The sequence below is a fragment of the Alistipes indistinctus YIT 12060 genome, assembly GCF_025144995.1.
GTDB classification, from domain to species: domain Bacteria; phylum Bacteroidota; class Bacteroidia; order Bacteroidales; family Rikenellaceae; genus Alistipes_A; species Alistipes_A indistinctus.
In genome coordinates this window covers 2,694,844-2,719,928 of the sequence record NZ_CP102250.1, presented here as the reverse complement: position 1 = coordinate 2,719,928, position 25,085 = coordinate 2,694,844, and the positions used below count along the sequence as shown (strand labels likewise).

21 protein-coding genes, 1 tRNA gene and 1 pseudogene are annotated in these 25,085 nt (G+C 55.8%); 10 read left to right on the top strand and 13 right to left on the bottom strand.

The genetic code is table 11. From position 1 onward, the window contains the following. Positions 1 to 337: 337 nt before the first annotated feature. A complete protein-coding gene (locus tag NQ495_RS11175; protein WP_009133349.1) occupies positions 338 to 829 on the top strand; it encodes a prolyl-tRNA synthetase associated domain-containing protein in 492 nt (163 codons plus the stop codon). Positions 830 to 990: 161 nt separating this feature from the next. Here NQ495_RS11175 and NQ495_RS11170 read toward each other — a convergent pair. Together NQ495_RS11170 and NQ495_RS11165 are read right to left on the bottom strand one after the other, a co-directional pair. Then, a tRNA-Met gene (locus NQ495_RS11170) sits at positions 991 to 1,064 on the bottom strand. Positions 1,065 to 1,286: 222 nt separating this feature from the next. Then, positions 1,287 to 1,715 carry an Hsp20/alpha crystallin family protein gene (locus NQ495_RS11165; RefSeq protein ID WP_009133348.1) on the bottom strand — a complete coding sequence of 143 codons (429 nt, stop codon included), beginning with the start codon at positions 1,713 to 1,715 and terminating at the stop codon, positions 1,287 to 1,289. A gap of 278 nt (positions 1,716 to 1,993) precedes the next feature. On the opposite strand from NQ495_RS11165, the gene NQ495_RS11160 reads away from it, so the two are divergent. Further along, entirely contained in the window at positions 1,994 to 2,935 is a 942-nt protein-coding gene (locus NQ495_RS11160) for a cysteine-rich CWC family protein (RefSeq protein WP_009133347.1), read from the top strand. After that, entirely contained in the window at positions 2,932 to 3,465 is a 534-nt protein-coding gene (locus NQ495_RS11155) for a threonine/serine exporter family protein (protein ID WP_009133346.1), read from the top strand. The genes NQ495_RS11160 and NQ495_RS11155 overlap by 4 nt, the downstream gene beginning before the upstream one ends. Positions 3,466 to 3,552: 87 nt before the next feature. Here the strand turns inward: NQ495_RS11155 and pepT are convergent, their stop codons facing one another. Further along, a complete protein-coding gene (pepT, locus tag NQ495_RS11150) occupies positions 3,553 to 4,791 on the bottom strand; it encodes a peptidase T (protein ID WP_009133345.1) in 1,239 nt (412 codons plus the stop codon). A gap of 60 nt (positions 4,792 to 4,851) precedes the next feature. After that, on the bottom strand, positions 4,852 to 6,849 hold the full coding sequence (locus NQ495_RS11145) for an OPT family oligopeptide transporter (protein WP_009133344.1): 1,998 nt from the start codon (positions 6,847 to 6,849) through the stop codon (positions 4,852 to 4,854). 272 nt (positions 6,850 to 7,121) lie between these two features. Here NQ495_RS11145 and NQ495_RS11140 point away from each other — a divergent pair, with 272 nt between their 5' ends. Continuing rightward, on the top strand, positions 7,122 to 8,021 hold the full coding sequence (locus NQ495_RS11140; protein WP_040294145.1) for a DMT family transporter: 900 nt from the start codon (positions 7,122 to 7,124) through the stop codon (positions 8,019 to 8,021). A 30-nt stretch (positions 8,022 to 8,051) separates the two neighbouring features. Here NQ495_RS11140 and NQ495_RS11135 read toward each other — a convergent pair whose 3' ends face one another. From NQ495_RS11135 to NQ495_RS11115, 5 genes are all read right to left on the bottom strand, one after another. Then, positions 8,052 to 9,431 carry an alpha/beta hydrolase family protein gene (locus NQ495_RS11135; protein ID WP_009133342.1) on the bottom strand — a complete coding sequence of 460 codons (1,380 nt, stop codon included), beginning with the start codon at positions 9,429 to 9,431 and terminating at the stop codon, positions 8,052 to 8,054. Positions 9,432 to 9,611: 180 nt separating this feature from the next. Further along, positions 9,612 to 11,282 (bottom strand): phosphatase PAP2 family protein, encoded by a 1,671-nt coding sequence (locus NQ495_RS11130; RefSeq protein WP_009133341.1) that lies wholly within the window; start codon positions 11,280 to 11,282, stop codon positions 9,612 to 9,614. Between the two features lie 277 nt (positions 11,283 to 11,559). Next, entirely contained in the window at positions 11,560 to 12,438 is an 879-nt protein-coding gene (locus NQ495_RS11125) for a helix-turn-helix domain-containing protein (protein WP_009133340.1), read from the bottom strand. Positions 12,439 to 12,660: 222 nt separating this feature from the next. Next, entirely contained in the window at positions 12,661 to 12,867 is a 207-nt protein-coding gene (locus tag NQ495_RS11120; RefSeq protein ID WP_009133339.1) for a heavy-metal-associated domain-containing protein, read from the bottom strand. Positions 12,868 to 13,007: 140 nt separating this feature from the next. Beyond that, complete coding sequence (locus NQ495_RS11115; RefSeq protein ID WP_009133338.1) at positions 13,008 to 15,401, bottom strand: heavy metal translocating P-type ATPase; 2,394 nt, start codon at positions 15,399 to 15,401, stop codon at positions 13,008 to 13,010. A gap of 398 nt (positions 15,402 to 15,799) precedes the next feature. Between NQ495_RS11115 and NQ495_RS11110 the strand changes: the two genes are divergently transcribed. Both NQ495_RS11110 and NQ495_RS11105 read left to right on the top strand, forming a co-directional pair. Further along, entirely contained in the window at positions 15,800 to 17,128 is a 1,329-nt protein-coding gene (locus tag NQ495_RS11110; RefSeq protein ID WP_009133337.1) for an MATE family efflux transporter, read from the top strand. Between the two features lie 7 nt (positions 17,129 to 17,135). Then, positions 17,136 to 17,525 (top strand): annotated as a pseudogene (locus NQ495_RS11105) (DUF2721 domain-containing protein); the annotation flags it as partial. A 693-nt stretch (positions 17,526 to 18,218) separates the two neighbouring features. On the opposite strand, the gene NQ495_RS11100 reads toward NQ495_RS11105, so the two are convergent. From NQ495_RS11100 to ybaK, 4 genes are all read right to left on the bottom strand, one after another. After that, complete coding sequence (locus tag NQ495_RS11100; protein ID WP_009133335.1) at positions 18,219 to 18,503, bottom strand: GNAT family N-acetyltransferase; 285 nt, start codon at positions 18,501 to 18,503, stop codon at positions 18,219 to 18,221. 189 nt (positions 18,504 to 18,692) lie between these two features. After that, the gene (locus tag NQ495_RS11095; RefSeq protein WP_009133334.1) at positions 18,693 to 19,202 is read right to left on the bottom strand and encodes a flavin reductase family protein; all 510 of its coding nucleotides are present in this window, start codon (positions 19,200 to 19,202) and stop codon (positions 18,693 to 18,695) included. 55 nt (positions 19,203 to 19,257) lie between these two features. Next, positions 19,258 to 20,334, bottom strand: coding sequence for an A/G-specific adenine glycosylase (mutY, locus tag NQ495_RS11090; protein ID WP_009133333.1), 1,077 nt, complete (start codon positions 20,332 to 20,334; stop codon positions 19,258 to 19,260). Positions 20,335 to 20,435: 101 nt separating this feature from the next. Next, the gene (ybaK, locus tag NQ495_RS11085; RefSeq protein WP_040294353.1) at positions 20,436 to 20,909 is read right to left on the bottom strand and encodes a Cys-tRNA(Pro) deacylase; all 474 of its coding nucleotides are present in this window, start codon (positions 20,907 to 20,909) and stop codon (positions 20,436 to 20,438) included. 344 nt (positions 20,910 to 21,253) lie between these two features. On the opposite strand from ybaK, the gene tpx reads away from it, so the two are divergent. The 4 genes from tpx (at position 21,254) to pstA (ending at position 25,069) form a co-directional block, all read left to right on the top strand. Next, a complete protein-coding gene (gene tpx / locus NQ495_RS11080; RefSeq protein ID WP_009133331.1) occupies positions 21,254 to 21,763 on the top strand; it encodes a thiol peroxidase in 510 nt (169 codons plus the stop codon). Between the two features lie 315 nt (positions 21,764 to 22,078). Continuing rightward, a complete protein-coding gene (locus tag NQ495_RS11075) occupies positions 22,079 to 22,906 on the top strand; it encodes a phosphate ABC transporter substrate-binding protein (protein WP_009133330.1) in 828 nt (275 codons plus the stop codon). 66 nt (positions 22,907 to 22,972) lie between these two features. After that, on the top strand, positions 22,973 to 24,181 hold the full coding sequence (gene pstC / locus NQ495_RS11070) for a phosphate ABC transporter permease subunit PstC (protein ID WP_009133329.1): 1,209 nt from the start codon (positions 22,973 to 22,975) through the stop codon (positions 24,179 to 24,181). Positions 24,182 to 24,184: 3 nt separating this feature from the next. After that, a complete protein-coding gene (gene pstA / locus NQ495_RS11065) occupies positions 24,185 to 25,069 on the top strand; it encodes a phosphate ABC transporter permease PstA (protein WP_009133328.1) in 885 nt (294 codons plus the stop codon). Positions 25,070 to 25,085: the final 16 nt, after the last annotated feature.

Sequence of the window (25,085 nt, the reverse complement as noted above, 5' to 3'; positions counted from 1 at the left end):
ACAACCGTGTGCCGGAGTGCTAAGATAAACAAAATCCCATAACAGGAAGAAACGGACACGACAAAATTAGGGCTCGCCCGCAACGAATATACATGCGCTCGACCATAGCCGACAAATGCGACGATTGCCGGACGGATGCCGGTAGGACAATCCGGACCAGACATCACATTATCGAATTTTCACTATTTTTAACGAAGAAAATAAGCCGCTTCGCCAAGGAAAGCGCATAACAAGGAAATATACAAACAGACCTGAAACGCTCCTACACCGACAGAAAAGAGTAATTCGTCAAAAAGCGATTTACTTCGACCCGGCAGCATAAAATTAAACACTCACCATGGAACGCAGACAAAAAGTACTCGACTACCTCGACCGAACCGGAATCCCATACGAATATTACGAACACCCCGAAGCCCCTACCATCGAAATCGCACGGCAATACTGGCACGACGACGGTTCTAAACACTGCAAGAACCTCTTCTTCCGCAACCACAAGGGTAACCGCCACTACCTGGTCGTATTCGATTGCGACCGGCAGTTGGCCATCCACGACCTCGAGCACCGGCTCCGGCAAGGGAAGCTTTCATTCGCTTCCGAACAGCGCATGGAACGCTATCTCGGACTGCGCCCCGGTTCGGTATCACCTTTCGGGCTAATCAACGACCTGGAAAACCACGTCCACCTATTCCTCGACCAGACACTCCGCGACCAACCCGCATTGAGTTTTCATCCCAACGACAATACCGCCACTGTCGTGATTCGTCACGGAGCATTCCTGCAATTTCTGGAAAGTTGCGGCAACAGTTACGAATTTATCGAACTATACTGAACCTCGGAGACACATTTTCTCCATTTGTACTCTCCCGGCAGAATGGAAGCAATCAAAGGTCAAACACACATTCGGATTCTCCTTTGCCAAAGAAAATATACGAACACAAAAAGCCTCCGATTACGGAGGCTTTTTATCTGACAGTTCATTTGATATTTTCGTAGCGAGACCGGGACTTGAACCCGGGACCTCAGGATTATGAATCATGCGCTCTAACCAGCTGAGCTATCTCGCCATCCCTAAAACCGAGTGCAAAAGTAATCATTTTTTCCATCCATGCAAACCTTTACGGCAAGAAAAAAGCGATTTAACCGTAAAATCGGGACTCAACCCGATCTACGTTACATCTCACAAGGAGATGAATTCCCCGGCAAAAAAAGAACCCTGCATCGCCTCAACGATACAGGGTCCCTAATGGTTCCGGGGAATCAAATGACTGCAACCCGGGGCGTCTCGGTTATTTTACCTCGATTTCCTTTTCCTTCGGCTTTTCAGCCTCGGCACTATTCTTAGGAATCGAAATATTCAGGACACCATCCTCGACACAGGCAGCAATCTTATCCTTTTCCACATTATCGGGCAGCAACAGTGTCTGCTGGTACTTGGAATACGAAAATTCGCGGCGCAGGTAGCGTCCGTCTTTTTTCTCCTCGCTCTGTTCCTGTTTCTTTTCCATAGTCACCACCAACTGGTTCTCATCGTTGACCCGGATCTTGAAATCATCCTTCGTCAGCCCCGGAGCTGCCAGTTCGACCTTGTACTCTTTATCGGTTTCGAGAATGTTGATAGCCGGTGCGGCCGAATTACTCTTTTCCATCCATTCATTACCGAAAAAGTCATTAAAAATACCCGGTAACCAGTTCTGAGATTTTTTCGTCGGTAACATAATCTTGTCCTCCTATATTTGGTTAAGTTTTGCGTTTTCATGCTCCGGATTCTTCCGGATTCACGGTGTAATTTTTCAAAACCTGTGCCAGATACTTGAACGGGACATACCGGCAAAAGGAGCGCCAAAATTACATTAATAACTGACAACAAGACACTTATACTGAAATTTTGTCACTAATCCAGACACGCGCAACTCCAAAAGAAATTGCTACGGATTGGCTTTCCGGTTGAACTGCTTATCTTTGTGACGAAGAAAAAAATCACAAAAAAGTCCGAATGGAAAAAATTTGTCCCCGCTGCGGCGCCCGTTTCGAGTGCCGGCATGATTCGATCGAATCGTGCCACTGTACATCGGTGCGCCTTTCGGACGAGCAACGCGACTATATCGCACGTAATTACAGCGGCTGTCTTTGCCATCACTGTCTGGAGAATATAACAACCGAACCGCATCCGGTTTCGGTACGGGAACTTGCCAACTTTCTGCTCGACCTCTCACGCACCCTGATGGGAGCGGGCGCTCATACCTCCCGCGTGGTACGTAACGTGACACGTATTGCCGAATCGTTCGGCTACAAAGTCGACATGACCATTTTCCAGATGCATATCACCATGACGATCCGCCATGCCGGGGACGATACCATCCGGCGTACGTCAGTCGGCAAGATCGGGCCTGCGGCATTCAATTTCGACATTATTTCACAAATCAGTTCCCTGAGTTGGGAAGCGCACGACGAACACCTCTCGTTCCGGGAACTGACCGAGAAATACGAGCGAATCATCCGGAAACCACGCATTTCAAGGTGGTGGGTACTCGTGCTGGTCATGGCGGCGAATGCCTGTTTCTGCCGCCTCTTCGGCGGAGATGTCCCTGCAATGGGACTCGTCGCAGCGGCCACTTTCGTCGGTTTTTTCGTACGTCAGGAGATGAGCACGCGCCATGCGAACCACATGGCCATTTTCTTGATCTGCTCCTTCATCGCATCCCTGATCGCCTCTGCCGGCTTCCGGTTTCATCTCGGCACCACGCCGGAAACCGCCCTCGGTACGAGCGTACTGTTCCTGATTCCCGGCGTGCCGCTGATCAACTCGATCTTCGACCTGCTCGAAGGACATGTGCTGGTAGGAATCTCACGCGCAGTCAACGCGCTGATCCTGATCGTCTGCATTGCGCTCGGGCTTTCGGCCACGCTGTTAATCTTAGGACTCGACACACTATGAACTGGGATGTAATCGGACAACTTCTGGGAGACGGCCTGCTTGCCGCCGTCGCGGCAATCGGATTCGCCGTAATCTCGAACCCGCCCCGCAAGGCCATCTTCATCTCGGCCCTGCTGGCTGCCGTAGGGCACGCTCTGCGTTTCTACCTGATCCGCTACACGCCGCTCGACATCGCAATGGCATCCTTGGTGGCGGCTTTCACCATCGGCATGTTCAGTATGCTGTTCGCCAAACTGATCCACTGTCCGGCCGTAATTTTCTCGTTTCCATCGTTGCTGCCGATGGTTCCGGGCATGTACGCTTACAAAACGGTCCTGGCCCTGATGCAATTCATCGGAGGGGGCGACGTGACACGCCAGAACGAACTGATGGTCGAATTCTTCCGTAACGGGCTCACCACGCTGTTCATCATGTTCGCATTGGTGATCGGCGTCGCATTGCCGGTGTTCATCTTCCACAAGCAGTCGTTCATGATGACCCGACTGCTCAAAATCAAACAGAAGCCCCCGCAGCACGCCTGCAAACAATAAATCCCGCTCTTAAGAGCGGGATTTACAGTTTTCGCGGAATTCTTTTCGCGGACTATTCCTCCGCTACACATATTCGCCCTACAACCACTATTCGCCCCACAGCCGCGCCAGGTTCACCAAGGTCCGGCAGGCCCGCTCCATCGTATCGACCGAGCAGTATTCGAATTTACCGTGGAAATTCATTCCGCCCGTAAAAAGATTCGGGCAGGGCAATCCCATGTAAGAGAGCCGCGAACCGTCGGTACCTCCGCGGATAGGACGCACCACAGGCGTCACGCCCGTCAGTTTCATCGCCTCTTCGGCCTTTTCGACCACCTCCGGATGCGGCTCGACCATTTCACGCATGTTGTAGTACTGGTCTTTCAGCGTCAGCGTAATGACTCCTTCACCGTATTTCTCAGCCAACAACTTCACGGCACTTTGTAGATAAGCCTTTTTCGCCTCGAACTTTTCACGCGAGTGGTCGCGGATAATGTATTCCGAAGCAGCCTGCTCGACCGTCCCGTTAATGCCGACCAGATGATAGAAACCGTCATATTCTTCGGTATGTTCGGGACGTTGGGCGGCAGGCAACAGCGCGTTGATCTCGCAAACCACCTGAAGCGCATTGATCATCTTGTCCTTGGCGTATCCGGGATGGATGTTGCGCCCCTGCACGGCGATCTTCGCGCTCGCGGCATTGAAATTTTCATACTCCAACTCCCCTTCGAAACCGCCGTCCACCGTATAGGCGAACTGCGCGCCGAAAGCCTCCACATCAAAGAAATCGACGCCCCGCCCTACCTCTTCGTCGGGCGTGAAACCGATCCGCAGTTTGCCGTGTGGAATTTCGGGATGGGCCATCAAATATTCGACAGCCGTCATAATCTCGGCCACCCCCGCCTTATCATCGGCTCCCAACAGCGTCGTACCATCCGTGGTAATCAACGTATGTCCCTTGAAAAAGGCCAGTTCCGGAAAATCCGCCACACGCATCGTCAGCGTATCGTTTAACCGAATGTCATTGCCGTCGTAATCCTGCACAAATTGCGGTTTCACTCCGGCTCCCGCCATGTCAGGGCTCGTATCCACATGCGAAATCAATCCGATGACGGGTTTCCCCTCGTGCCCCGGCGTCGCCGGAACGGTACCTGTCACATAACCGTGCGGGTCGATCTCCGCATCGGAGAGTCCCAGTGCGAGCATCTCTTCGAGCAACAGGTTCAGCAGCGTTAACTGCTTGGCCGTCGAAGGGAATGTTTCGCTCTGCGGATCGCTCTGGGTATCGACGGACACGTAACGCAGGAACCGCTCCACCAGCCTCTCCCGACTAATCTTAATTTCCATTTTATTATATCTTAATTAATTTCGTTTTAGCTACTTTACAACATTTGCGACCGGTTCGGCTTACTCGGCCTCGGGTTTGGCTCGCAGACTGTCCCAGATGAAATAACCGATAATGGCCACATACATTACCACGGCCAATATTTCAGCCCCGGAAGTGGCGTTCCACGACGAGGCGAACCAGTCGGCCCCGAAATACTTGAGCAGCGCACTCACCACGCCCATCAGCGCTCCGCCCGCGATAAAGCCCGACGCGATCAGTGTTCCGCGCTCGCGCCGCGCCTTTTTCCCGCGTTCACTGCCGCTGCGGCTGGCCACATACCAGCTGATCAGGCCGCCGACCAGAAGCGGCGTATTGAGTTCCAGCGGAATGAACATTCCCAGCGCGAATGCCAGCGCCGGCACGCCGATCATCGTCAGAATCAGCGCCAGTGCAGCACCGGCCAGGTAGAGCATCCAAGGGGTGGCGCCGCCCTCCATCAGCGGCTTGATCACCGCAGCCATCGCATTGGCTTGCGGAGCGACCAGCGCCCCTTCGCCGACAAAGCCGTATGTTTTGTTCAGGATCATCATCACACCGGCCACTGTCGCCGCGGACACCGCCGTACCGAGGAACTTCCAGCCCTCCTGCTTCGCGGGGGTAGATCCGAGCCAGAAACCGATCTTCAGGTCGGTGATAAAACCTCCGGCCATCGCCAGGGCCGTACAAACCACCCCGCCGATAATCATCGCCGCAGTCATGCCGCCCGTTCCGGTCAGCCCGGCGCTCACCAGTACCAGAGAACTGAGAATCAGCGTCATCAAAGTCATACCCGAAACCGGATTGGTTCCGACGATGGCGATCGCATTGGCCGCCACGGTCGTGAACAGGAATGCGATGACAAAAACGATCAGGATCGCAATGCACGCATGAAACCAATTGTTCAGCACCCCGAACTGGAAAAATATAAAAGTAGTCAGCAACGTAGCGATCAGCACCGTGAGGATCAGTTTCATCGGCAGGTCGCGTTGCGTACGCTCGGCCGTCTCGTCGGCTTCTTTTTTCCCTTTGAGTTCGCTGACGGCCAACCCCAGCGCCTGCCGGATAATCTTCGACGAACGGATAATACCTACGACGCCCGCCATGGCGATGCCGCCGATACCGATATGGCGCGCATAGTTACGGAAGATCTCTTCCGGGCTCATATCCCGCAGCAAGGTCGTCACACCTTCGCCCACAGCGATGGTCTGCCCGTCGGCAAAATGGCTGATAAAGGGAATCAGCACGAACCATACGGTGAACGATCCGGCGCAAATGATCGCGGCGTATTTCAGCCCCACGATGTAGCCGAGCCCCAGCACCGCCGCGCCGGTATTGACCTTGAACACCAGTTTGGTTTTGTCGGCCAACACCGTGCCCCACTGCATGATCCTCGTCGAAATCTCTTCGGTCCACCAACCGAACGTACTGACGACGAAGTCGTACAAGCCGCCGATCAGTCCGCTCACGGCCAACAGTTTGGCCTGATTACCCTTCTTTTCCCCCGAAACGAGCACTTCGGTAGTGGCTGTCGCCTCCGGGAAGGGATAACGTCCCTGCATATCTTTGACAAAATATTTCCGGAACGGAATCAGCAGCACGATACCGAGCAGGCCGCCGAACAGCGACGAGAGGAAAATCTGGTAGAACTGCGCCTCCAGTCCCAGAATATAAAGCGCCGGCAGCGTGAAAATCGCCCCGGCGACGATAACGCCCGAAGTGGCGCCGATGGACTGGATAATGACATTTTGTCCCAGCATATTTTTACGGCCGGTAAGGTTACCCACGCCCACCGCGATGATGGCGATGGGGATAGCCGCTTCGAAGACCTGCCCGACCCGAAGGCCCAGGTAGGCGGCGGCGGCGGAAAAGACGATGGCCATCACAATACCGAACAGGACAGAATAAAGCGTGACCTCTTTCGGACGGCTCACGGCCGGCATGACGGGATGATACTCTTCGCCGGGGCGCAGTTCGCGGTATGCGTTGTCCGGCAGTGAATTGGACTGAATGTTTTCGGGTTGGGTGTTTTCGGATTGCATTTTTATCTGATCTGGTTATCTGTATTATATGCTTGATCAATGACCTGCGGACCGGGGAAAGCCACAAGCCGCCCCTGCCGCCGGCGGTGCCGGCTCGACAGTACCCGCACCGACCGGATAACTCTTATCGCAAGGCCTTTACGCGAGCAATACCGCCACGGTCCGGCAAAGCAACCCAAAGGTAGCCGATTTTAGCGAAAAGTGGAAAAATTCCGTTAAATTTGCCCCCCGAAACCGGGACGGGAAACACCCCGGACAAACCTGATCCGCCCATGTGGTTAGCCTTCGCCTTCCTTTCGGCCCTGTTACTGGGCTTCTACGACGTATTCAAAAAACAGTCGCTCGACGGGAATGCCGTCCTGCCGGTACTGCTGCTCAACACACTGTTTTCTTCGCTGATCTTCCTGCCGTTTATCCTGCTTTCGGCGTGGATGCCCGAACAGATGGCCGCCCATCCGCTGATTTACGTCCCCGCCGCAGGATGGGAAGTGCACCGCCTGATCCTGCTCAAATCGCTGATCGTACTCAGTTCATGGATGCTCGGCTATTTCGGTCTCAAACACCTGCCCATCACGATCGTGGGTCCGATCAATGCGACACGGCCGGTTATGGTGCTCGTTGGTGCGATGCTGATCTTCGGCGAACGGCTGAACCTCTGGCAGTGGATCGGCGTCATCCTCGCCGCCGTGTCGTTCCTGATGCTGAGCCGCTCGGGACGGAAGGAAGGTATCGACTTCAAACATAACCGCTGGATCTTCTGCATCGTACTCGCCGCATTGCTCGGGGCCGTCAGCGGCCTCTACGACAAATTCCTGATGCGGCGGCTCGACCCTATGCTCGTCCAATCGTGGTACAATCTCTACCAACTGGGAATCATGTCCGTCGTGCTGCCCGCCCTGTGGTGGCCGCATCGTGCCTCATCCCCATTCCATTGGCACTGGAGTATTCCGCTGATCTCGATCTTCCTGTCGGCAGCCGACTTCGCCTATTTTTATGCGCTGAGCCTCGACGGTTCGATGATTTCGGTCGTATCGATGGTGCGGCGGGGCAGCGTCATCGTCTCCTTCGCATTCGGAGCGATGCTGTTCCGCGAAAAAAATCTGCGCAGCAAAGCGGTCGACCTGGTGCTGGTGTTGATCGGCATGCTCTTCCTCTACTGGGGATCGAGATAGCCCGCGGCTGCCTATTTCCTGTTTCGGGATTCATTTCCCATTCGCACACACCTCCCGTTTAACGAAAGGAATATACTGCGCCCAGTCCCAAGCCGTCACGTCATGCTGCCCGGTACGCAGGTGGTAGCCCACGCGGTGCGCCAGCGGTCGATCGGCCGGAGGCATCGTAAAGGTATCCAGCCCCCGGTACCCGTACAGCGCATACACTTCTCCGGCATGCGCCGCCGAAAGGAACTCTCCGCGCGGATCGGCCCACAGGTCTTCCGTCGCGCTGGCCACGTAGGCCGGACGCGGAGCCATCAGTGCGATCAATTCATGCTGGTCGACCGGTAAAGCCGCTTCGTTGTTGCGGTATTGCTGGAAATTCGGACAGAACCAGTATCCCACCGGTCCGCAAATCAGGTCCGCCGTCTCGCCGAATTCGCGGCGGAAAAGGGCCGCTCCCCCACAACCCGAATTGGTCGAAATCACCGCTGCGAACCGCCGATCCTGCGCCGCAGCCCACAAAGCAGTTTTGCCGAGCCGTGAATGTCCCGTAACGGTAACCCGCGAAGCATCCACTCCGGGTGCCTGTTCCAGATAGTCCATAATGCGGCTGAGCCCCCACGCCCAGGCCGAAATAGCGCCCCAACCGTCGGCCCGCTGCAACGTGTCGCCGAACAGGCGGATCACACTCCGATCCCGGTTACCCGTCCCATCGGGATAGATGTCGTTATAGCATGCGGTCACCAATCCGAAACCCTCGGACAGCAATGTATCGACCGGCCAGCTCCACGCATTACTCCCCCGGATCGCCTTGCTGCCGTCGTGATCGGTCACGCCGAAACGCTCGTTATTGCGGCACCAGGAGATAGTCGGCAGAATACCCGGATCGGCGTTTACCGTCTGATTCCCGTAAAAATTGTATGCCAGGAACACCGGCACCCCACGCTGGTTACCGCGATGTTCACCGGTCGCTTTATCTTTAGGCAGATAGATCAACACCAGCACATCCTGCCGATCGGCCGGCGAACGGCCTGTCGCCGGCCGGACAAAGCGGATGCGTACCTGACGGCGAATCGCACGCCCGTCGAGCGCCTCCTCTTCGGACAGCACGGTGTACTCCGTCGATAACGGCACTTCCGGTGCCGGCACATAACCATACATCTGCGACCGGAACAGCGGCAGGATCTCCCGGTCCCGGCGCGATTCCCACTCCCCGACCGAAGTCACGCGCCTGCCGTCGTTGCACACGAGCGGTTCAGGCAGCCTATAATGCGGCACTTTCGATTCATCATAGTTGGCCTTGTCCGCCTGCGCCGCGACACGGCCGGCACCCAGCAAAAGCGCACCGCCGGACAGCACTGCGCATATCCCGGCCTTCCGGATACGCAGCCTGCTGCACCATCCGCACTTCTTGATTGGTTTCATCTTCATCCGTTTTTAGGTCATCCGATTAGCTCGATAAAAATCTGCGATCGGGAAAATCCGCTCCGGACCTCGTCCTGCGAGGTTCGCCAAACGATCCGATATCAGGAGATGACCGCCGGATAAAGATAGCAAAAAGTAAATTTTCGGAAAAACCGCCTCCCTGCACATGGACCTCAGGCTCTACCAGAATACGATATTAACGGCGATACCGAGTGTCGAAGAGGTACTGAAGTGCTTGACATTGGTCTGTTTGGAAGCCCCGTCGGCATTATAAGTGGTCACAGCCAGATTGGCCGGGGAAAAATTACAGTCGTAAAATATGCGGACCCCGAAATTACGTTCAACCAGATAAGTGAACGACAAGCCGGAACCGAAACCGAAATTGCCGGTTTCACCGAGGGCCACCATCGGCAGCCGCAATTCTCCGGGCGCCGACGACGATTCGGAAGAGGAGGTTTCAAAGTCCGGATTACCACTACGTCCCCAAGGCCGCTCCGCATTCCCCTGCACAATATTGCCATGCGCGACATGCCGGAGTGCGGCATCTCCAGGAGCAGAGGCGGTTTGCTGATCGTTGCTTTGTCCCACCACGGCATTGATTTCACTGCGGCGCATATGATAATAGCCGACCAGCAGTTTCGTTCCCAGCAGCCAGCGGTTCGTTACCGGATAAGAGAAATAGGGCCCGGCCATGATCTGCGATATTTTGAGCGACGAAAGCTCGATCCGCTGCAAATTCGCGGCAAACCCGGGGTGAGCCTCGAAATACAGGTCGTTATCGATCGACATGGGGATACTGGCGCATGTAAACCTGCCGCCCACACCGATATAACGGTTCATGAACCAGGCCCCCTCGACGCCGACATTGGCACCGGTAGAGAAACGCAGATTCAGGTCGCCGACGGGCGCGATATGCCGGTTCGCCCAACTGAAACCCGTATAGAGACCGAAAAAAGAGGATTTACGAGCGTAGTTGAATTTCGTATAATCCTGCTCGGGCCGGCGCAGTCCGCGATCCTTGTAGATCAGGTCGGCCAGAAAATACCCCAACTCGGTCGACAGGATGCCGATCCCGGCCCCCATCAGCACATCCGAGAGCCAGTGCTTGTTATTCATCTGGCGAGTCATGCCGATGCACGTCGCTATGGTGTACCCCCCGATACTGTACCACGGGCTCCTCGTAAGGCCGTATTCCTTATGCAGCATCGTCGCAGCCATAAAAGCCGTCGCGGTATGCCCCGAAGGAAACGAATTGTTGCCCGAACCGTCGGGACGGGGCTGGTTCACGGTATATTTGAGGCCATTGACCATCAACGCCATCAATCCGGCGGAAAACGCGTCCGAAACCAACATCCTCCCCCACGAACTGCGGCTCTCCACGCCCGCGACTTTCAACCCGAACATCAGTGCCATGGGAGCGTATTGCAGGTAATCGTCGAAATCGTAGCGGAACGTAGGCATATAAGAGTTGCGCAGGTCGCAGAAATGGTTGCGCTCGCTATTGACGGCAATGCCGGCTACCATCAACGGCACGGCGATATAAGTCATTTTATAGGCCCGGGTAGTGGTCATGCGGTCGACCCCGGCACGGAACTTATCCCAACCGGTAAGCCTGATGGTCGTGTCGGGCCTCACGGTATCGATTTGCGAAACACCGGCCCAGGCTGCATGCTCCATCCTGTCCGCCATGCTGGAATCTTGGGCTGCCGAACCCGTCAAAGAAATATTCGCCACTCCGTTCCGCAACGTGTCCTGCACCGGGGTATCCGTCGTATCGCAGGCAACGCAAACGGAGAAACCGCCTGGCGCGGTTTCGGAGGTATCCAGCGCGGTCACACATTTTTTTGCCATCGTGTCAGAAATGACGGACGGCAAAGCACACACCGGAAAAATTCCGCGCAACAACATTACGGATACAGCTACGGCTAGCCGGCACAGAGCTGCGAATCGATATGTTTTCAAAAAATTACATTTGGGTTAATGTCCCAAAAGTACATTTTTTTGTTCTTTTTGATGTATCATGACAATATTTTTTGCATTCCGGGACAAAAATAAAATCCGATCCATGCAAATCGAAACATCAGGTATCCAGACAACGACCATCCCGCAAGCCCGGCACAGGTAAGCTCTAACGCTTGCTCAACCGGTACTCCTTGGGGGTCATGCCCACATGTTTTTTGAAATATTGCCCGAAGAAAGAGGGCGTAGGAAAATTGAGATAGTCGGCTACCTGCTGGACGGTCAGCTGTGAATTCTCGAGCAACGCCTGGGCATTGCGGATCACCGTGTGGATGATCCATTCGGTAGCGCTCTCACCCGAAGCCTGCTTGATGATCGACGAAAGGTATTTCGGCGTCAGGCACATTTGCTCGGCATAGAAATTCAGGCTACGCTGGGTGCGGTAATGGGTCGCCACCAGATAAAGGAACTTTTCGAACAGCTCTTCCTGCCGCCTGCGTGCTTTTTGGCGCAGCGGCTGTCCCCGGTGGCAAATCGCACTGATTTCGTAAAACAGGGTGAGAATCAGGTGTTCGACAACTTCCCGGTGATAAGGATGTCCCGTGCGTTGCAATTTCTTTTTAATCAAATCGCACAGCTCCAGGAGTGTCTGCAAATCTCCGTCATGGAGTGCAAGGCAAGGATTGTCCCGGACCGTAAGATAGAACTGGAGACCGACCGAAGAGTCGATTTCCGCCACCCGGTCGGGTTTAAGGCCGAGTACATAACCGACGAAATCATCGCTGCGGCCGATGGGCTGTATCACCACCCCGGGCAGGATAATAAACATTTCCCCCTTATGCACCGTATAATGCTTCAGGTCGATGGATATCCGGACTTCACCGGCCAGACAAATGCAGAGGCCCATCCCCCGGATTTGATGCGGAGCGAGGGCCTCCATGGGCAAAGGATGATCCTGGGCGGTAGCGGTAAAAATTTTAAACAACGACTCTTCATCCTGGCCTTCGAACGGATCAAGTATTTTCGCAGCAGTCTCTTTCACGTTCACTTACAAAACGGTTTCGACAAAACTAACGAAATAATTGCAAACCGATTGCCCTTATCCGACAAAAAATCGTGACTTTACAACACTTTTTTATCTTCGGCGGGTAATTCGTCAGGCAGGAATCCCAACCATTTTCCGGTTTTACCCATGTGTGAAACCGACACTGCCGCACCACGCCGCTTCCGTCCCCGGATCGGGCTACTGGGCTGTGCGAACAAATGCCGTTCAGAGCTTTTCCGCCTTATAACCAGCGTCCACGACGGCCGCAACGATTTTATCGTCCGGTTCGTCCGAAGTGACGGTCAATATCCGTTCAGGAGTCGTCAGGTCGATATCCCATTGTTGTCCCGGTATCATCTTATCCAGCTTCTCTCCTATGCGCGCGACACATCCGCCGCACTTCGCATTCGTTTTGAATTTACTCGTTTTCATAATTTACTCCTTTATTTTCAGGTTCACACCTTCGTTATTTTTTCAATATAATTTTATCCCCGGATGTTTTGATTGATCCTATCCGGAATGCTGTCCCGATAATTTTTGTCAACCCCTGCAGCCGCAATGCCGTTCATTCGCTATTTCCACCGGAGCCGCAGGCTGTTCAGCACCACCGACACCGAACTGAAAGCCATCGCAGCACTGGCCAACATCGGATTGAGCAAAATTCCCCATACCGGGTAGAGTACTCCGGCCGCGATCGGAATACCCACCACATTGTAAACAAACGCCCAGAAAAGATTCTGCCGGATGGCGCGTACCGTATCACGCGAAAGTTTATAGGCCCGCGGTACGAGCAGCAAATCGGAGTTCATCAGCGTCACCATCGCCACCTCCATGGCAATATCGGTGCCGCGCCCCATCGCGATGCTCACGTCGGCACGCGAAAGCGCCTGTGAATCGTTAATGCCGTCGCCGACCATCGCCACCGTGCGCCCTTCAGCCTGCAACCGCCGGATAAATTGGTCCTTGTCCACAGGGAGCACTTCGGCTTCATAACGTCCGATCCCCAATTCCGCCGCAATCGAAGCGGCCGTTTTGCGTCCGTCCCCGGTCAGCATGCAGATTTCCAACCCCAATGCCCGCAATTCGGACAATGCGGCAGGTGTCGTCGGCTTAATCCGGTCGCTGATTACAGCTACCGCCAACAACCGTGTACCGCTCCCGAAAAACACAGTGCTGCGCCCCTCCTGTTCATAGGAGGTAATTTGCCGAGAAAGTGCGTCATCCATTGCGGCTCCGTATGCGGCCAGCAGATTACGGCTGCCGATCCAGTAGGTTTTTCCCTCCTCCGACTCCACCCCGGAAACCGTGTCCGAAACGGAACGTCCATCCGGAATCGTATCCGGACCGGAAACAGGATTCTCTCCCGCTGCGGGAATACCTTCCGGCTCCCTGAACCTAATTCCCTTTCCCGTCAGGCTTTCAAAGCCCGAGAGCGGACAGGCAGTCGCCCCCTGCCCCTCCAGGTAACGCACGACCGCCTCTCCCAACGGATGCTCCGAACGCAGTTCAGCGGAATAGAACAGGTCGCGCCAACGGTTTCTGGGCCGTTCGGTTCCGGGTGAGCGCCGGTCGTCGTCACGTACGGCGGATCCGGCCCCGCCGACATTGCCGACCTCCTGCCCGCTGTCCGAGCAGCCGGTCCACAGCCATCCCGTCACTTCGGGCCGCCCCTCGGTCAGCGTGCCGGTCTTATCGAGCACTACCGTATCCACTTTGCACATCCTTTCGAGGGCGGCAGCATCCTTGATCAGGATCTGATGCTCGGCCCCCTTGCCGATTCCCACCATCAGGGCCGTAGGAGTCGCCAATCCCAATGCGCACGGACAGGCGATCACCAGCACGGAGACCATTGCCAACAACCCGTAGGTAAACGCTCCGCCGCCGCCGAAGACCAACCACAGGATGAAAGTCAACACCGCCAGTGCAATCACTGTCGGCACGAATACAGCCGCAATACGGTCGGCGATACGCTGTACCGGGGCTTTGCTGCCCTGTGCCTCCTGCACCATGCGGATGATCTGAGCGAGCAGCGTATCGCTACCCACTTTCGACGCCTCCAGCACGAATGCACCGCGCTGGTTGACCGTCCCGGCCAACACCGCGGCCCCCGGCTCCTTCTCCACCGGCAGCGGCTCGCCGGTAATCATGCTCTCATCGACAAACGAACCGCCCGAAACCACCGTCCCGTCGACCGGGATTTTCTCCCCGGGCCGCACGCTGATACGCTCTCCGGCCTGTAACCGGGCTACGGGCACATCCTGTTCGGTACCGTCCTGCAACACGACCCGCGCGGTGCGGGGCTGGAGTCCCATCAGTTTGCGGATCGCCGACGAAGTATTTCCCTTGGCCCGTTCCTCGAGCAATTTACCAAGCAGCACGAATGCGACGATCATCCCGGCCGCTTCATAATAAACATGCGGTTCGAGTCCTCTCGCCAGCCAGTATTGCGGGAACAGTGTATTGAAAAGGCTGAACAGGAAAGCAATCGAAGTGCTGAGGGCCACCAGCGTATCCATATTCGCGGTACGGTGATGCGCCTGCTTCCAGGCATTTACGAAGAAAATACGTCCGAACCACAACACCGGCACGCAAAGTCCCAGCATCAGCCACGCAGCCCAGCCATCGTGCATAAAAGCCATGCCGGCCACCATCAGCGGCAATGCAAAAATCCATGCTCCGACCGCATCGCGGCGCAAAGCGCGGTAATGAGACTGCTGGGCCTGTTGCTGCTCTTCAGCCGCATGGTCTTCGTCGATAATCAGATCGTACCCGATCGAGCGCACCGCTTCCTGCAACCGCCCGGGAGTCACCTGCACCGGATCGTACTCCACGTTCAGCAGGTTCGATGCAAAATTTACCGAGGCCGCCTCCACGCCGGGAATGCTCCGCACCATGCTTTCGACGCTCATTGCACACGATGCGCAGCTCATCTCCAATACCGGAAAATTCTTTTTGACCGTTGCCATTTTATTCCTTCTATCTCTACTTTTTATTTTACTCTCTGCTTCACGAATTAAGTACCGGACCATCCGGATTATCCGCCGGGGACACGGATCCCGGCAACTCCGGCCATATCCCGGAAACACCTCCGCACCGACCCGTACGGACTGCACAAATAATACCCAAAGTTAAGCTTTTGGAAATAAAATCCTACCTTTGTCCCCCGGCAGCGCTCACGGAATACACTACGGATATAACCCGAACTGAACTGAACTGAACTGAACTGAACCGCACCGCACCGAACTGAAACCGAAGTCAAGTCACCCCCTTCATAAATAAACAACGATCGGCCCCGGCATGACCTTGCGGCCAACCGCAATCCACAGGTGCCGGAAATATACAAACCCGTCCCGCAACACCCCGCATGAAAGCTTACAGCAACCGGCATATCTGGCAAATCACCTACCCGATCCTCATCAGCCTGCTGATGGAGAATATGATCGGGCTGACCGACACGGCTTTCCTGGGACGTGTGGGAGAGGTGGAACTGGGCGCATCGGCCCTGGCCGGCGTTTATTACATGGCCATCTTCATGCTCGGCTTCGGATTCAGTATCGGCGTGCAAATCCTGATCGCCCGGCGTAACGGCGAAGGCCGCCTGCGCGAGATCGGACCGATTTTCCAGCAAGGACTGCTCTTTTTGCTGTTTTTTGCCGCGGTGATGTTCTTCGTTTCGAAAAGTTTCACGCCGCTGCTGCTGCGCAGACTAATCGATTCGGATGCCGTTTACACCGCTGCGATCAGCTATCTCGACTGGCGCATCTACGGCTTCTTCTTCTCGTTCGCGGCCGTCCTGTTCCGCGCCTTTTACGTCGGCACGACCAACACCCGTATCCTTACCGCGAACTCGGTCGTAATGGTACTCACGAATGTCGTTCTGAACTACATCCTGATCTTCGGCAAGTTGGGTTGTCCTGCACTCGGCATCGCCGGTGCGGCGATCGCTTCGTCGGCAGCGGAATTGGTTTCATTGCTTTTTTTCGCTATCTACACCCGCCTGAAAGGCAATCCGCGCCGTTACAGGCTGTTCCGTTTCCGGGGCGTGAACTTCCGTGAACTGGGCCTGATTTTCAACGTTTCGATCTGGACCATGATGCAGGCATTCATCTCCACCGCCACTTGGTTCCTTTTCTTCCTGGCCGTCGAACACCTCGGCGAACGGCAACTCGCCATCTCGAACATCGTGCGCAGCCTCTCGTCGATCCTTTTCGTAACGATCAGCGCATTCGGTTCAACCACGAGCGCCCTCGTCAGTACCCTGATGGGCCGCGGCGAGCCGAAACTGGTAATGCCGACCGTCTGGCAAATCGTCCGGATGTCCTATTGGGCCGCCCTTCCGGTCATGGCCCTGATGGCCCTCTTCCCATCCCTCGTGCTGCACATCTATACCGGCGACCAATCGCTGATCTCCGCGTCGATCGCCTCGCTGTGGGTGATGGTGGCGATCTACTTCACCCTCATCCCGAGCAACATGCTGTTCTGCGCCGTGTCGGGCACCGGTAATACGCGTGCAGCCATGCTGATGGAACTGGTCGCACTGGCCGTGTACGTGGCCGCCATCTGGCAAATCATCATCGTACACCGTCCCGATATTGCCGTATGTTGGACAGTCGATCACATCTATAGCATCGTATTGCTATTATTTACCTATCTTTACCTCACCAAAGCAAACTGGCAAAACAAAAAAATATAAAAAGTCAATGACAGAACTTACTCTTTCAACGCCCTCGATTCTCTTTTCAGCCATTTCACTGATCCTGCTGGCTTATACGAACCGTTTCCTCTCTTACGCACAGGTCGTGCGCAACCTGAAAGCCGACCACGACAAAAATCCGTCGGCCATCACGCGCCTGCAGCTGGCCAACCTGCGCCGGAGGCTTTACATGGCCCGGCAAATGCAGCTTTTCGGCGTGAGCAGCCTGTTGCTGTGCGTCGTCTGCACCTTCCTGATCTACATCGGCCTGCAAATGGCAGCCGTCTACACATTCGGCGTCGCGCTGGTCCTGCTGGTGATTTCGCTCGGCATCTCGATCCGCGAACTGCTCATTTCGGTCAAGGCGCTCGAAATACACCTCGACACCCTGGAACGGATGAAGACGCTCACGGCCACTACCGGACGCGAAGGCGACATTGAGCCGGGACGTCGTCGCAGCGCCACAGCAGCAGGAAATTCCCGCAGCACGTCGGCCTCCGGCAGCAACCGCGCCAACCGAGGGAACAGCACCGGCAAAGAGACAGCCAAAGAGCAATCTTCCGGGAAAAATGCAGCGGCATCCGGTTCGGATCGTACACGCAGCGGCAGAAATACGAAAAAACAGGATCCGGAAAAATCTACTCCGGATCAGACACCGGGACATACAGGTGCCGGCAGGAAAGGCGCGGATAAGCCCACACCGGCATCTCCCGAACACGCTTCAGTATCCACTGACACCGCTGATGAGGCTACAAACGCCGAAGGTGCTGCAACCCGCAGCCGTTCACGCGGCGGACGCCGCCGCGGCGGTCGGGGACGCGGCACGGCCGCTGCCGAAACAGGCGCAGAAACCACGGAAACCACCGGAAACAACGATACGGCGGTAAATACAGACGCCGGGGCCGGTAGCGCCCAACCTGCAACACCCGCACAGGCGTCCTCTCCTTCCATAACGGAAGCCTGACGGGATACAAAACAGAATAACCCAATAGAACAATAAAGCACATTATAATAAAACTGTCCTACCGAGGACGGTTTTATTATAATCCGTAACGAAGGACAAACAACATCGACCTTCCTTCCGCCCCGGCTATCTCACCAGCACATCCCGGATGCCGAGCATCTTATCGAACACGGCACGGGCGAACGAACAGAGCGGGATCACTTTGCGGCTGTTCGCACGCGCATATTCCGCCAGCGTCACCACCAACAATTTACCGACACCCTCTCCGGAGTAATGTCCCGCCACTTCGGTGTGGTCGATAATCATCCGATCCGGTTCAGCATCCACATACGATATCAATCCTGCTTCCACGCTCCCGTCAACGGCGCGAAAGAACCCTTTGCGGTCCCCGCGGATATGTTCCATCTTCATAGCTTCCCGGTTTTAGTTTACGAGAAAAGATGTTCCAAATTTCAGACCAAAGAACGGCTCAGCGCCCTCTCCGATCCATTTCGGCCACACTTTACGCCAAACATTCCGGAATCTGGCCCTTAGTCGCGGGGGACTATTTGCCCACGACCGACTTGGGTTGTGGTTCCCAAGATCGTCACAGCGGACGCCCTAGCGTCGCCAGACGTTGACAATCTCGACCACGTACATCTTGTGCAGGTCTCCCGTCGGGTACCACTGCTCCAGAATGCCCGGTAAGGCAAATGCCTCCGGCCGGAGCATTTCGGCGTAAAGCTTGCGGCACTCCAACACCAGCGACGCCTCACCGAAAGCGACATTCCCGCCCGGAGTAGGCTCCGGCGTCAGTCCGGCTTCGGCCACTTTATTGGTATCCCGTCCCGAGCGCGAACCGCATATTTTCAATGCGTCGCGGTACTCCTCCCCGAAAAAAGAGAGCGTGAGTCCGCTGTTCTCCTCCGCAAACTGGAACGTATAGCGCTGCGGCCGGATAAACACGAAAGCCACTGGCCGGTTCCACAGGAACCCAAGGCCGCCCCAACTGGCCGTCATCGTATTGAAATGCGCGGGATTTCCGGCCGTTACCAACATCCACTGGCTGCCGATCAACCGGATCACATTTTCATCGATCTGTTTCGGATCGATCTTCGTCATATTTTTCATAATTCTCCTTATTGTTAAATAAAACCTGACATGATCTTTATTTTCTAACCGTCGTTTATCCGCGCCGTTGCAGATAGAGTTCGGTAAGGCGCGACACGGCATAGTCGGATACCTCGCCGTCAGCGACTACACAGCCGTCCGGTGGCAACGGGTGCGGGAATGCCTCCACTTCGATTTCATAAAAACAGGCGTGGATAGTCCGGTGGGAAAGCTGGTGTTTGGGCATCGCCACACGGTGCAACACGGCATATTCCGTGCCGCCGAGCAACGCCCGGAAACGGGGATCGTCCCGCAATACGTCGAACGCTACCGGAGTCCCGGTCTCCAGCAACGGAAACTCATACAGGTTGCGCCAGATATCGCTTCCGGTCCGCTTGACCAGCACGGTACGGCCGCCGTTGCGCAGATGCAGGTAATTGAAATAGCGCGGCTTCACCTCCGTCCGCCCCGCTTTGACCGGAAGTTCATCTACACGCCCCTGCCTGAGCGCGGCACACCGGCCTGCCAGCGGGCAAACCGTGCAATCGGGCGAGCGCGGTACGCACTGCAGGGCTCCGAACTCCATCATCGCCTGGTTGTGCAGTCCCGCCCGCGCCGGATCGAGCAGCGAACCGGCCAAAACGGCAAACTCCCGCTTGCCGGCAGGAGTATCGATAGGCGTCTCAAGCCCGTATAAGCGTGCCAGTACGCGGTAAACATTCCCGTCCACCGTCGCATGAGGCAGACCGAATGCAAACGAGCAGATCGCGGCTGCAGTATAGTCGCCGATCCCTTTCAAGGCCCGCACGCTAGCATAATCGGCAGGGAACAGACCGGCATATTTCCCGGAGACCTCACGGGCCGCCGCATGGAGGTTCCGGGCGCGGCTGTAATACCCCAAACCCTGCCACAACTTCATCACTTCGTCCTCGTGCGCCCCGGCCAGCGACCGAACGTCGGGAAAACGTTCCACGAAACGCAGGTAATACTCCAATCCCTGCGCAACCCGCGTCTGTTGCAAGATAATTTCCGATATCCAGATCCGGTAGGGATCGGTAGTCTCACGCCAGGGCAACTCCCTGCGGTGGGTTTCGTACCACCGAATCAATACTGCGCTTATCTCATTGGGTAGCGATTGCTTACCTTCCTCCATCGTTTTCCTCCGTCTCCGTATCCTGTCGTATCCGGCCATTTTATTCGCCGTTACCCGTCTCCGTTCCGTCCTTTTCCAACAGCCGCCCGTCTTACAAATTCTCAGAGCAAGTCGGTCACCACGGCATCCGCATAACGCACCAGGTCGTCCGGAGCCATCCGCAATTGCAGTCCGCGTACGCCTGCACTCACATAAATATGGTCGAAATCCCTGCAACTCGAATGGATATACGTGGGAAAACTCTTTTTCATCCCTATCGGCGAACAACCACCGCGAATATATCCTGTCGTAGGCAGCAGTTCTTTCATATGCAACATTTCGACGCTTTTGTTCCCGGACACTTTCGCCGCCAGCTTGAGGTTCACCTCGCCGTCGCCCGGTATGACACAAACCAAAATGCCGGTCCGGTCGCCTCTCAATACCAACGTTTTAAACACCTGCGCGATATCTTCATTGAGTTGTTCTGCCACATGCGCCGCGGCGAGATGCTCCTCATCCACCTCGTACGGCACCAGTTCATACGCTATATGCGCCCGGTCCAATAACCGGGCTGCATTGGTCTTATTGATTTTCATTCCCATCACAACGACCGCTGTTGATCGGTCGAATAGGTTTATTTACGTATAATACAAAAAATCCGCGGCTCGAGCCGGCAGACAAATATTCCCCACGTTCCACACCGCAACGGCGAAGATAGCGGATTTACCCCACAATTAAAAAACCTGCACTGCATACCAGCCGGCAGCCATTATACCCGACGCCCCATTTTGCAAAGGACTCCCGGCAAAAAACCGGAATTTTCGGTCGCCCGTCATCCTGATTCCTCCGCTCCGGCCGCCTCCGGGATAAACAAAGAGCATTCCGGATGCATAATTGGTATCAGAATTGTATCTTTATAAATAGATTAAAACCCAATGTTATGGACAATGTAAAAGTCAACTTCAAAGGCAGTCCCGTCACGTTAGTGGGGACGCACCTGCAAACAGGCGACAAAGCTCCGCGTTTTACGGTACTCGACGGGGACCTGCAACCGGTATCCCTGTCGCAGTACAAAGACAAAAACCTCATCATAAGCGTTTTCCCGTCGGTCGACACGTCGGTCTGCGCCCTGCAGAACATCCGTTTCAACAAAGAGGCCAGCAAACTGAAAGGCGATGTCGAAATCCTTTCGATTTCGGTGGACCTGCCCTTTGCACAAAAACGTTTTTGCGCTGCCGAAGGCATCGACAACGTGCATGTATATTCCGATTACCGCGACCTCGACTTCGGTATGAAGTACGGCTTCGTAATCAAGGAACTGAGGCTATTGGCCCGCGGCGTAATCGTAATCGACAAAAAGGGCATTATCCGCTACATCGAATACGTCCCCGAAATTGCACAGGAGCCCAATTACGAAGCGGCCCTCAAAGCGGTCAAGGAATTGGAATAGCCCCCGCTCGCGCACCGACCGATCCGCCCGGAGCCTGATCCTGATCCGGAAGCGGCGCACCCGCAGGTCCTCATTCCTGTAAATACCGCTTTTCAACGCACCTTTTCAACGCACCCCGGAAGGGAAATCCCTTCCGGGGTACGTTGTTAATCATATCTTAACACGATTTTAAGATTAGCTTAACGTTGTCCGATTACTTTTGCCGCAAACTTGCAGTACAGGGGACGAACACGATCCGGTAAGCCATCCGGACGACAGAACGATGCCACAGCCCATGCAACCTGCCAGATACCGCATACCGGACAACAGAACTATATGAAACACCGCTTTACAGCTCTTTGCACACTCCTTTCCCTGGCTACAGGGATTGCCGGGACTTCCGCCCAAAAGCTCAAGGGCAGCGACACGCTGCTGCCGCTCGTGCAAAAGACCTCCGAAAGCTACTTCCACTCACATCCCGGCGCCGAAATTACCGTCACAGGCGGCGGCAGCGGCGTGGGTATCTCAGCGCTGAGGGAAGGCACCACCGACATTGCAATGGCCTCGCGCCGCATGAAATTCGACGAACGGATGAAACTGCAGGCGGCCGGACACCCGCCCGTCGAGGTTACGGTAGCCTTCGACGCGCTGGCCGTAGTAGTGAACCCGGCCAATCCGGTCTCGAAACTTACGCGCGAACAGCTCGAAGCAATTTTCCGCGGCAAGATCACGAACTGGAAAGAAGTAGGCGGCCCTGACATGCGCATTGTGGTCTATTCGCGCGAGACGAGCTCCGGCACCTATGAATTCTTCAAAGAGAGCGTCCTCCGCCACCGTAACTACATGGCTTCGATCCTCAGTATGCCGGCTACCGGCGCCGTGATCCAGTCCGTCAGCCAGACGCCCGGCGCAATCGGCTATGTGGGCCTCGCTTACCTCGGTAAGAAAAACATCAAACCGGTCAGCATCTCCTACGACGGCGGAAAAAACTATGTCGCGCCGAACTTCGAAAACTCGAAAAACCGTACCTATCCGGTCGTACGGCCCCTTTATTTCTATTACGACCAGGCCAATGAAAAGCGGATCAAACCCTACCTCGACTACCTGCTCTCGGACCAGGGGCAGCGGATGGTCGCCGAAACCGGTTTTATCCCTGTCAAATAACGCAAATACCCGATAAGATACCCCCTCTCATCCTGAAATTCCAAGCGCGGCAAACTTCCGGCACCCATGAAAACACTTCGCAAAGTCCTCGAAACGATCACCGAAAAATTGCTGATGGCCAGCGGCTACATCACCAGCATCACGATCATCCTGATGGTCGTGTTCCTCTTCCGCGAAGGAGCCGGACTGTTCAACACGCCCGACATCGAGGAAGGATACGTACTGGCCGTGAACCGCGAGAATCCGGTACAGAAGCTCTCCCCGCAGCAGGTGATGCAGGTATTCGACGGCGACATCGCCTCCTGGGGAACCCTCGGCTGGGGCGGCGGCGATTCGATCCGCCTGTTCCGGCTCGACGACATCACCGCCTACGCGACGCCCGAAGAACTGGGCGAGAAACTGGAAAACGTTCCGCAATGCCTAAGCCGCATCGTTGCCTCGCACAAGAACATCATCGCCTACCTGCCGAAACAACTGATCGCCGAGGATTTCGCCGGACGCATACTCGACGAAGGCAAAATCACGCCTGCGAGTTTTCTGGGCGGCAAACTGTGGTACCCCACCGCACAACCCGCGCCGCAATTCGGCGTACTGCCGCTGATCCTCGGCACGCTGTGGGTCTCGATCGCCGCAATCCTCATTGCACTGCCCTTCGGGTTGGCCGTCGCCATCTACATGGCCGAACTGGCCGGCCACCGGCTGCGCAACCTGCTCAAACCGGTCATCGAACTGCTGGCCGGCATTCCGTCCGTCGTCTACGGTTTCTTCGGACTGGTCGTGATCGTCCCGCTCGTGCAGCGCACTTTCTCGCTGCCCGTCGGAGAAACCGGACTGGCCGGGGCCGTCATTCTGGCGATTATGGCATTGCCGACGATCATTACCGTAGCCGAAGACGCTATCCGCAATACCCCGCGGGCCATGAAGGAGTCGAGCCTGGCACTCGGCGCGACCCACTGGCAGACGATCCGCAAAGTGGTGATTCCTTACTCGATTTCAGGCATCACGGCCGCAGTCGTACTCGGAATCGGCCGCGCATTGGGCGAAACGATGGCCGTACTGATGGTCACCGGCAACGCCGCCGTCATGCCGCACACGCTGCTCGAACCGCTACGCACGATCCCCGCGACGATCGCAGCCGAACTGGGTGAAGCTCCCGCCGGCGGAGCGCATTACGAAGCACTCTTCCTGCTGGGCTGCATCCTCTTCCTGTTGACGCTCGTGATCAGCATCAGCGTCGAAATGATCAATGCCAAACGCCCCAAGCAATCCGTCTAAGCCATGACCATTCCCCAACACACGTCCGGCATCCGCCGTAAAAAACTCTCCGAACAGGCCGCATTTTGGCTCTTCCGGCTGATGAGTATCGCCGTGGTCGGCGTACTCTTCTGGATACAGGGTTTCATCATCGTCAAAGGCATCGGGGTCATCAGCTGGGAATTCCTCACCGGTATGCCGCGCGACGGCATGACCGCCGGGGGAATCCTGCCCGCCATCGTCGGGACGCTATGCCTGACCCTGGGAAGCATAGTGATCGCCTTCCCGCTGGGAATCCTCTCGGGCATCTATATCAGCGAGTACACGCGCGACAACTGGCTCGTCAAACTTATCCGCATCATGACGAACAACCTCAGCGGCGTGCCGTCGATCGTGTTCGGCCTGTTCGGCATGGCGCTGTTCGTCAATACGCTCGGCTTCGGCGATTCGATCATAGCGGGATCGTTCACCCTCGCACTGCTCGTACTGCCCATCGTGATCCGTACCACCGAAGAAGCGCTGCGCCGCATCGACGACTCGTACCGGCTCGGCAGCCTCGCACTCGGGGCCACCAAACTGCAAACGATCCGCCGCGTACTGCTGCCGATGGCCATGCCCAACATCATCACCGGGCTGATCCTTTCGGTAGGGCGCGTTTCGGGCGAAACCGCCCCGATCCTCTTCACGGCGGTAGCCTATTTCCTGCCGAAACTGCCTTCGAGTATTTTCGACCAGGTAATGGCCCTTCCGTACCACCTGTACGTGATCGCCACCAGCGGCACAGACCTCGAAGCGACGCGCCCGATGGCTTACGGCACAGCGCTTGTGCTGATCGCCATCGTACTGGTGATCAACTTGGCGGCAAACGGACTGCGACGCTATTTCAACAAAAAGGTAAAAATGAATTAAACCGGATAATCCATAC